The following is a 9,824-nucleotide window of genomic DNA, read 5'->3' on the forward strand; positions in this document are numbered from 1 at the left end:
CTGGCTGCAAACGCCACGTACCTGCGCAACTCGTCACTCCTCTCCCAATAAATCCGGCGCGATCTATGCTTACGGTAAAGGCAGTGTTCGCGGCCCAGACTCATCACAGGCAATTTCTTGACCTTTGAGTCAGAAAATTATTGACCAAGAGGTCAAGGGTTGCTTAGAGTCCGCCCGAACAACAATAAAACCATTGCGAGGCCTTCCCCGTGATCCAGTTTCTCGTCAACCAGGAGCTGCGTAATGAGCACGCCCTGGACCCGAACATGACGGTGCTGCAATACCTGCGTGAGCACCTAGGCAAACCCGGAACCAAGGAAGGCTGCGCCAGTGGCGACTGCGGCGCCTGCACCGTGGTCGTGGGCGAGCTCACCCAGGACGACCAAGGTCACGAGACCCTGCGCTACCGCAGCCTCAACTCGTGCCTGACCTTCGTCTCGTCGTTGCACGGCAAGCAACTGATCAGTGTCGAGGGCCTCAAGCATCAAGGCGAGCTGCACAGTGTGCAGCGGGCAATGGCTGACTGCCATGGTTCGCAATGCGGCTTCTGCACCCCGGGCTTTGTCATGTCGTTGTTCGCCCTGCAGAAAAACAGCCAAGGCCACGACCTGCACCAAGCCCAGGAGGCCCTCGCTGGCAACTTGTGCCGCTGCACCGGCTATCGGCCGATTCTCGCCGCTGCCGAGCAGAGCTGCGCCATGCCCTGCCGCGATCAGTTCGATGCCCAGCAGGCGCAAACCATCGCTCGCCTCAAAGCCATCGCGCCGAGCGAAACCGGCGAACTAAACAGCGGCGACAAACGCTGCCTGGTACCGCTTACCGTGGCCGACCTGGCCGACCTGTACAGCTCGCACCCAGAAGCCCGCCTGCTCGCAGGCGGCACCGACCTGGCGCTGGAAGTCACCCAGTTCCACCGCACCTTGCCGGTGATGATCTACGTCGGTGGCGTCGCCGAACTCAAGCGCATCGACAAGAGCGCCACGCACCTGGAAATCGGTGCGGCCACCCCTCTGACCGACTGCTATGGCGCGCTGAGCGAGGAATACCCGGATTTCGGCGCCCTGCTGCACCGCTTCGCCTCACTGCAGATCCGCAACCAGGGCACCCTGGGTGGCAACATCGGCAACGCTTCGCCGATTGGCGACTCACCGCCCCTACTGATCGCCCTGGATGCCCAGGTGGTACTGCGCCAGGGCCAACGCCAGCGCACCCTGGCCCTGGAAGACTACTTCATCGACTACCGCATCACCGCTCGCCAGGACAGCGAGTTCATCGAAAAGATCATCGTGCCGCGCGCCAGCAATGACTGGACCTTCCGCGCCTACAAGGTCTCCAAGCGTCTGGACGACGATATCTCGGCGGTGTGCGCAGCGTTCAACCTGAGCATCGACAATGGCCAGGTCAGCGGCGTGCGCATCGCCTTCGGCGGCATGGCGGCGATTCCCAAACGCGCCCGCGCCTGTGAAGCGGCGCTGCGTGGCAAGCCTTGGAACCAGGCCACTGTGGAGCGTGCCTGCCAAGCGCTGGCGGAAGACTTCAGCCCGCTCACGGATTTCCGCGCGAGCAAAGAGTACCGCCTACTCACCGCGCAGAACCTGCTGCGCAAGTACTTCATCGAACTGCAATCGCCGCACATCGAAACCCGGGTGACCGCCTATGTCTAACCATCACGCCGTCAAGAGCCAGGCCGAAATGGCCGAACTGTTCCGCCAGGACCTGACCACCGGGGTCGGCCGCAGCGTCAAGCACGACAGCGCCGACAAACATGTGTCCGGCGAGGCGATCTACATCGATGACCGCCTGGAATTCCCCAACCAGCTGCACGTCTATGCGCGCACCTCGGACCGCGCCCACGCGCGCATCCTGCGTATCGACACCACGCCCTGCTACGCCTTCGAAGGTGTGCGCATCGTCATCACCCACGAAGACATTCCGGGCCTGAAGGACATTGGTCCGGTCGTCGCCGGTGACCCACTGCTGGCGATCGACAAGGTCGAGTTCTTCGGCCAGCCCGTGCTCGCCGTCGCTGCCCGCGACCTGGAAACCGCACGCCAGGCGGCGATGGCGGCAATCGTCGAGTACGAGGACCTGGAGCCGGTGCTCGATGTGGTGCAAGCGCTGCGTAAAAAGCACTTCGTGCTCGACAGCCACACTCACCAGCGCGGTGACTCGGCAGCAGCACTGGCCAGCGCCCCGCACCGCTTGCAGGGCACGCTGCACATCGGCGGCCAGGAGCACTTCTACCTGGAAACGCAGATCTCCTCGGTGATGCCCACCGAAGATGGCGGCATGATCGTCTACTGCTCCACGCAAAACCCCACCGAAGTGCAGAAGCTGGTCGCCGAAGTACTCGACGTACCGATGAACAAGATCGTCCTCGACATGCGCCGGATGGGTGGCGGTTTCGGCGGCAAGGAAACCCAAGCTGCCAGCCCCGCCTGCCTGTGCGCGGTGATCGCCCGCCTGACCGGCCAGCCGACCAAGATGCGCCTGCCCCGCGTCGAAGACATGACCATGACCGGCAAGCGTCACCCGTTCTACGTCGAATATGACGTGGGCTTCGATGACGACGGCCGCCTGCATGGCATCCAGTTCGACCTGGCCGGCAACTGTGGCTACTCACCTGACCTGTCTGGCTCGATCGTCGACCGCGCCATGTTCCACTCCGACAACGCCTATTACCTGGGCGATGCCACCGTGCATGGCCATCGCTGCAAGACCAACACCGCCTCCAATACCGCCTACCGCGGCTTCGGGGGCCCGCAAGGGATGGTCGCCATCGAGCAGGTGATGGACCACATCGCCCGTCAGCTGGGCCGTGACCCGCTGGCGGTGCGCAAGGCCAACTACTACGGCAAGACCGAGCGCAACGTCACCCACTACTACCAGACCGTCGAGCACAACATGCTCGAGGAGATGACCGCAGAACTCGAGGCCAGCAGCGATTACGCCGAGCGCCGCGAGTCGATCCGTCGCTTCAACGAGCACAGCCCAATCCTGAAAAAGGGCCTGGCGCTAACGCCGGTGAAGTTCGGTATTTCCTTTACCGCCACCTTCCTCAACCAGGCCGGCGCGCTGATCCACATCTATACCGACGGCAGCATTCACCTCAACCACGGCGGCACCGAGATGGGCCAGGGTCTGAACACCAAGGTCGCGCAGGTGGTGGCGCAGGTATTCCAGGTCGATTTCGATCGCATCCAGATCACCGCAACCAACACCGACAAGGTGCCCAACACCTCGCCAACCGCCGCCTCCAGTGGCGCCGACCTGAACGGCAAGGCCGCTCAGAACGCCGCCGAAATCCTCAAGGCACGGTTGACTGAGTTTGCTGCACGGCACTGGAAGGTCACCGAGGAAGACGTCGAGTTTCGCAATGGCCATGTGCGCATTCGCGAACAGATCGTCAGTTTCGAGCAGTTGGTGCAGCAGGCGTACTTTGCCCAGGTATCGCTGTCGAGCACCGGCTTCTACCGCACCCCGAAGATCTACTACGACCGCTCTCAAGCGCGTGGTCGGCCGTTCTACTACTTCGCCTTCGGGGCGGCCTGCGTCGAAGTGATCGTCGATACGTTGACCGGCGAGTACAAGATGCTGCGTGCCGACATCCTGCACGACGTCGGTGACTCGCTGAACCCGGCCATCGACATCGGCCAGGTGGAAGGCGGCTTTATCCAGGGCATGGGCTGGTTGACCACCGAAGAGCTGGTGTGGAACGCCAAAGGCAAGCTGATGACCAACGGCCCGGCCAGCTACAAGATTCCCGCCGTCGCCGACATGCCGTTGGACCTGCGGGTGAAACTGGTGGAAAACCGCAAGAACCCGGAGGACACCGTGTTCCATTCCAAGGCCGTTGGCGAGCCGCCGTTCATGCTCGGCATCGCTGCCTGGTGCGCGATCAAGGATGCGGTGGCGAGCATTGCCGGCTACCAGGTGCAGCCGAACATCGACGCCCCAGCAACCCCCGAGCGGGTACTGTGGGGCTGCGAGCAGATGCGCCAGGCGCTGGCCGCAGCGCAACCTACAGAAGTTGAAGTGGAAACCGTAACGCATTAACGCCGCGGCTCCCTGTTGGAGCGGGCATGTCCGCTCCAACAGGGATCGAGAGAGGATCTGCATCATGCATCAATGGATCAACGCCCTCGCCGACCTTCAAGCCCGCGGCGAAGCCTGCGTCCTGGTGACCATCATCGAGGAGCGCGGCTCGACCCCGCGCAATGCCGGCTCGAAGATGGTCGTCAGCGCCAGCCAGATGTTCGACACCATCGGCGGCGGCCACCTGGAATACAAAGCCCTGCACATCGCCCGGCAGATGCTCGAGGAACAACGCAGCACCCCACACCTGGAGCGCTTCAGCCTCGGGGCCAGCCTCGGCCAATGCTGCGGCGGCGCCACGGTGCTGCTGTTCGAACCAATGGCCGCAGTACAAGCACAGATCGCCGTGTTCGGCGCGGGCCATGTCGGCCGCGCTCTGGTACCCTTGCTCGCCGCCCTGCCCTGCCGAGTGCGCTGGATCGATTCGCGCGAGCAGGAATTCCCCGAGCTGATCCCAGCCGGGGTGAGCAAGATCATCAGCGAGGAGCCGGTCGACGAAGTCGCCGAACTGCCAGCAGGCAGTTACTGCGTCGTCATGACCCACAACCACCAGCTCGACCTGGAGCTGACTGCGGCCATCCTCAAGCGCAACGATTTCACCTGGTTCGGCCTGATCGGCTCGAAGACCAAGCGCGTCAAGTTCGAGCACCGCCTGCGTGAACGCGGTTACGACGACGCCCTGCTGGCACGGATGCGTTGCCCGATGGGCCTGGCCGAGGTCAAGGGCAAGCTGCCGATCGAGATCGCCGTGTCCATCGCCGCGGAAATCATTGCCACCTACAACGCCTGCTTTGGCCAGCACGACGCTGGCGTGAACGCCGGCCCCATTGCCCAACTGCTGCCGCCCTCTCGGCGCAGCCAAGCCATTTGACGAGCGTGATATGACTGCAACCCGTAAAGCCTACCGATCGGCCATCCTGCACAGCATCGCGGACCCAGCCGAGGTCGGCCTGGAGGCCTCCCATGCCTATTACGAAGACGGCCTGCTGGTAGTCGACGACGGCCGCATCAGTGCCTTGGGGCACGCCAGCGAGCTGCTGCCGACGCTGGATGCCGACATCGAAGTGGTGCACTACCAGGATGCCCTGATCACCCCAGGCTTCATCGACACCCATATCCACTTCCCGCAGACCGGCATGATCGGCTCCTATGGCGAGCAACTGCTGGACTGGTTGAACACCTACACCTTCCCGTGCGAGAAGCAGTTCGCCGACAAGGCCCATGCCGACAACGTCGCGAAAATTTTCCTCCAGGAGCTGCTGCGCAATGGTACCACCACCGCCCTGGTGTTCGGCAGCGTGCACCCCGAGTCGGTCAACGCCCTGTTCGAAGAAGCCCAACGCCTCGACCTGCGCCTGATCGCCGGCAAGGTGATGATGGACCGCAACGCACCGGACTACCTCACCGACACCGCCGAATCTTCCTACAGCCAGAGCAAGGCACTGATCGAGCGCTGGCACGGCAAGGGCCGCCTGCACTACGCAGTCACCCCCCGCTTCGCCCCGACCAGCACCCCAGAGCAACTGGCCCTGGCCGGACAACTGCTCAAGGAGCATCCGGGCGTGTATATGCACACCCACCTGTCGGAGAATCTCAAGGAAATCGACTGGGTCAAGGCGCTGTTCCCTGAGCGCACAGGCTACCTGGACGTCTACGACCACTTCGAGCTGCTCGGCGAGCGCTCGGTGTTCGCCCACGGCGTGCACCTGTGCGATGAAGAATGCCAGCGCCTGTCCGAGACCGGTTCGGCAATCGCCTTCTGCCCGACTTCCAACCTGTTCCTGGGCAGTGGTCTGTTCAACCTGCCGCAAGCGGAGAAGTTCAAGGTCAACGTCGGCCTGGGTACCGACGTGGGCGCCGGCACCAGCTTCTCGCTGCTCAATACTCTCAACGAGGCGTACAAAGTCATGCAGTTGCAGGGCGCACGCCTGCACCCGTACAAGTCGCTGTACCTGGCCACTCTCGGCGGCGCCCGCGCGCTGCGCCTGGAGGATCGCATCGGCAGCCTGCAGCCTGGCAACGACGCCGACTTCGTGGTGCTCGACTACAAGGCCACGCCGTTGCTGGACTACCGCATTCAGCAGTCCAACAGCATCGAGGAGACCCTGTTCGTCCTCACCACCCTGGGCGACGACCGTACCGTGCGTGAAACCTTCGCGGCAGGACGCTGCGTGCACCAGCGCTAAGGTTCGCGCGCCAGCCCTCGGTACAACGCGCCGCCGATCGCAGCCCCGATCAGCGGCGCCAACCAGAACAGCCACAGCTGCTGCAACGCCCAGCCACCCACGAACAACGCCGGCCCGGTGCTACGCGCCGGGTTCACCGAAGTGTTGGTGACCGGGATGGAGATCAGGTGGATCAAGGTCAGGGCCAGGCCAATGGCAATTGGCGCAAAGCCTGCCGGCGCACGGGCATCGGTGGCGCCCATGATGATCACCAGAAACATCGCCGTCATCACCACCTCACTGGTGAATCCCGCCAGCAGCGAATAACCACCGGGGGAGTGCTCGGCATAGCCGTTCGAGGCAAGCCCCGACGACAACTCGAAGCCCGCCTTGCCACTGGCAATGAAGTAAATCACCGCAGCGGCCAGGCTTGCCCCGACCACCTGGGCGACGACGTAGGGCAACAGCTCTTTGGCAGGGAACCGGCCACCGACCACCAGCCCTAGCGAAACCGCAGGGTTGAGATGACAACCGGAGATATGACCGATGGCGAAGGCCATGGTCAGGACGGTCAGACCGAACGCGAACGCGACACCCAGAACACCGATGCCGATCGGAGAGCTGGCCGCCAGCACTGCGCTGCCACATCCCCCGAGGACCAACCAGAATGTGCCGAGCAGCTCGGCACCCATGCGCACACCCAGGGACATAGTCATGGACCTTTCCTCAAGTAGTTGGACGCAACGGTTGCGCAAGCCCAACTGCTTGATGAAGGTTTGCAGGAGTGAAATCTAGCAGAGCTTTGGCTAATGGCCAGTAACGACTGAGGCCGCTGTACGGCTCTTCGCGGGCAAGCCCGCTCCCACAGGCACAGCGCTGAATTCAGAACAGCGCTGTGCCTGTGGGAGCGGGCTTGCCCGCGAAGAGCCGTACAGCGGCCCCATTATCACCCAGGCAAACGATCAACCCTTGGCAGAAGCCTTGGGCTTTTTCTGCAGCAAGTGCGAGAACACTGCATGCAGGTCATCCGAGGCGCTTTCCTCGTCCAGGTTCAGCTTGCTGTCGATGTGGTCCATGTGATGCATCATCAGGCTCACCGCCTGCTGCGCATCGCGCGCTTCGATGGAGTCGATCAGTTGCATGTGCTCATCGTAGGAGCAATGCGAGCGGTTGCCGCTTTCGTACTGGGCGATGATCAGCGAGGTCTGCGATACCAGGCTGCGCTGGAAACTCACCAGCGGTGCATTACCGGCAGCCTCGGCCAGCTTGAGGTGGAATTCACCGGACAGGCGAATACCCGCGCCCCGGTCACCACGCGAGAAGCTGTCGCGCTCTTCGCGAACCATCTGGCGCAGTTCGTTGAGTTGCTCAAGCGTTGCATGCTGCACCGCCAGTTCAGTGATCGCGCGCTCGACCATACGCCGGGAGAAGAACACCTGGCGGGCTTCTTCAACCGTTGGGCTGGCGACAACCGCACCGCGATTGGGCCGCAGCAGCACCACGCTTTCATGGGCCAGGCGCGACAAGGCGCGGCGGATGATGGTGCGACTGACACCGAAGATCTCGCCCAGCGCTTCCTCGCTCAACTTGGTGCCCGGCGCCAGCCGCTGCTCGAGGATCGCCTCGAAAATATGCGCGTAGACGATGTCATCCTGGGTACCACTGCGGCCGGCCTTGCCATTGCGCACAGGTTTCTTGAGAGGTTGCAGCTGTTCGTTCATGGGCACTCGAGCACGGGAATCCGCCAGTCGGACCTTGACTGTAATACCTGTCAGAGGGTGGATGGCAAGCCCTGGTTGGAAAATAAAGGATAAAGGTATGGGTCTATTGTACACAGGCTGACCCGTTTCTGCAGGTGGCCTTTCGGCATATAGCCATCAGACGTCAGATTGTTCGTACAAAAGATAAAACATTATTTGCATTCTTTGTACACAAAAGGATAATCCAGCGAGCAACTTCTTGACCCTGAAGTCAACAAACGGTCGGACGTCTGCCAATCCCCCTCGCGGAGTCACCAAGTGCATAGCGCAGGTCACTGGCTCCGAACAACAAGAAAGACTTGAGGAGTACTCGCTGTGGAAAGCCGCAAATCCGAAGCCCCTACGCTGGATCTCGCCCCACCGCTCGAAACGAGTTGGCTGGAGCGGATTTTCAAACTCAAGCGACACGGCACCACGGTCAAGACTGAAATGATCGCCGGGGTGACCACCTTCATCACCATGGCCTACATCATCTTCGTCAACCCCAACATCATGGCTGACGCCGGCATCAACCACGGGGCAGCATTCGTCGCCACCTGCATCGCCGCCGCCCTTGGTTGCCTGTTGATGGGGCTGTACGCCAACTGGCCGGTTGGCCTGGCACCGGGCATGGGCCTGAATGCCTTCTTCACCTATACCGTGGTCGGAACCATGGGGTACACCTGGGAGGCAGCGCTGGGTGCGGTGTTCGTCTCTGGGGTACTGTTCATGTTCCTGACCTTGTCACGGGTACGTGAGTGGCTGCTCAACAGCATCCCAGTGAGCTTGCGTCATGCGATGGGTGCCGGCGTCGGATTGTTTCTCGGACTGATCGGCTTGAAGACTGCTGGCATCGTTGTCGATAGCCCTGCCACCCTGATCAAGTTGGGCTCGCTGCATGAGCCGGGGCCACTGCTGGCGGCGGTGTGCTTCCTGATGATTGCCGTGCTCAGCTACCACCGGGTGTTCGGCGCGATCCTGATCGCCATCATCACCGTTACCTTGGCGGGCTGGGGGCTGGGCCTGGTGCAGTATGGCGGGGTGTTCTCGCTGCCGCCGAGCCTGGCGCCGACCTGGATGGCCATGGATGTGGCGGGTGTGTTCAATGTCAGCATGATCAGCGTGGTCCTGGCGTTTCTGTTCGTGCATATGTTCGACACGGCCGGGACCTTGATGGGCGTTGCTCAGCGAGCCAACCTGGTAGCGGCGGATGGCAAGATCGAGAACTTGTCGCGGGCACTGAAGGCAGACAGTGCGTCGAGCGTCTTTGGTGCTGCGGTGGGTGTGCCGCCGGTGACCAGCTATGTGGAAAGCGCTGCGGGTGTAGCGGCGGGTGGGCGTACCGGGTTGACCGCCGTGGTGGTCGGGCTGCTGTTTGTCGCGGCGATGTTCTTTGCCCCGCTGGCGGGGATGATTCCGGCTTATGCCACCGCGGGGGCGCTGATCTACGTGGCGATGCTGATGATGGGGTGCATGGCGCACATTCACTGGGATGAGGCAACTGACAGCATTCCGGCGATTGTCACGGTGATCATGATGCCGTTGACGTTTTCGGTGGCCGATGGGATTGCCTTGGGGTTCATCAGTTATGTGGTGCTCAAGGCGGGGACTGGGAAGTACAAGGAGATCTCGGCTAGCCTTTGGGTGCTTTGTGCGATCTTTATTGCCAAGTTTGTGTTTCTTTAAGTTGGGCTTGGGCTTGGGCTTGGGCTTGGGCTTGGGCTTGGGCTTGGGCTTGGGCTTGGGCTTTTAGAGATTTGAGCTTATCCGTTTGATGTGGCGGCGCTACTGGCCCCTTCCGCCCTTACGGCGGCCTACTTTGGTC

General features: G+C 62.2%; 7 protein-coding genes. 5 read left to right on the forward strand and 2 right to left on the reverse strand.

Annotated features, from left to right (window positions below):
• Window positions 1-209 precede the first annotated feature (209 nt).
• From xdhA to guaD, 4 genes are all read left to right on the forward strand, one after another.
• Entirely contained in the window at window positions 210-1,664 is a 1,455-nt protein-coding gene (gene xdhA, locus ACI2JX_RS24420) for a xanthine dehydrogenase small subunit (protein WP_264235388.1), read from the forward strand.
• Window positions 1,657-4,056, forward strand: a complete 2,400-nt coding sequence (gene xdhB, locus ACI2JX_RS24425; RefSeq protein ID WP_404691163.1) for a xanthine dehydrogenase molybdopterin binding subunit — start codon at window positions 1,657-1,659, stop codon at window positions 4,054-4,056. The genes xdhA and xdhB overlap by 8 nt, the downstream gene beginning before the upstream one ends.
• 64 nt (window positions 4,057-4,120) lie before the next feature.
• The gene (gene xdhC / locus ACI2JX_RS24430; protein ID WP_404691164.1) at window positions 4,121-4,966 is read left to right on the forward strand and encodes a xanthine dehydrogenase accessory protein XdhC; all 846 of its coding nucleotides are present in this window, start codon (window positions 4,121-4,123) and stop codon (window positions 4,964-4,966) included.
• A gap of 10 nt (window positions 4,967-4,976) precedes the next feature.
• The gene (guaD, locus tag ACI2JX_RS24435) at window positions 4,977-6,281 is read left to right on the forward strand and encodes a guanine deaminase (RefSeq protein WP_404691165.1); all 1,305 of its coding nucleotides are present in this window, start codon (window positions 4,977-4,979) and stop codon (window positions 6,279-6,281) included.
• On the opposite strand, the gene aqpZ is transcribed toward guaD, so the two are convergent.
• On the reverse strand, window positions 6,278-6,976 hold the full coding sequence (gene aqpZ, locus ACI2JX_RS24440; protein WP_368972314.1) for an aquaporin Z: 699 nt from the start codon (window positions 6,974-6,976) through the stop codon (window positions 6,278-6,280). The genes guaD and aqpZ overlap by 4 nt on opposite strands.
• A 246-nt stretch (window positions 6,977-7,222) precedes the next feature.
• Window positions 7,223-7,981, reverse strand: coding sequence for a GntR family transcriptional regulator (locus ACI2JX_RS24445; protein ID WP_404691166.1), 759 nt, complete (start codon window positions 7,979-7,981; stop codon window positions 7,223-7,225).
• 354 nt (window positions 7,982-8,335) lie between these two features.
• Here ACI2JX_RS24445 and ACI2JX_RS24450 point away from each other — a divergent pair, with 354 nt between their 5' ends.
• Complete coding sequence (locus tag ACI2JX_RS24450; RefSeq protein ID WP_404691167.1) at window positions 8,336-9,685, forward strand: NCS2 family permease; 1,350 nt, start codon at window positions 8,336-8,338, stop codon at window positions 9,683-9,685.
• Window positions 9,686-9,824: the final 139 nt, after the last annotated feature.

Source organism: Pseudomonas sp. NPDC088890, from assembly GCF_044900155.1.
GTDB classification, from domain to species: domain Bacteria; phylum Pseudomonadota; class Gammaproteobacteria; order Pseudomonadales; family Pseudomonadaceae; genus Aquipseudomonas; species Aquipseudomonas urmiensis.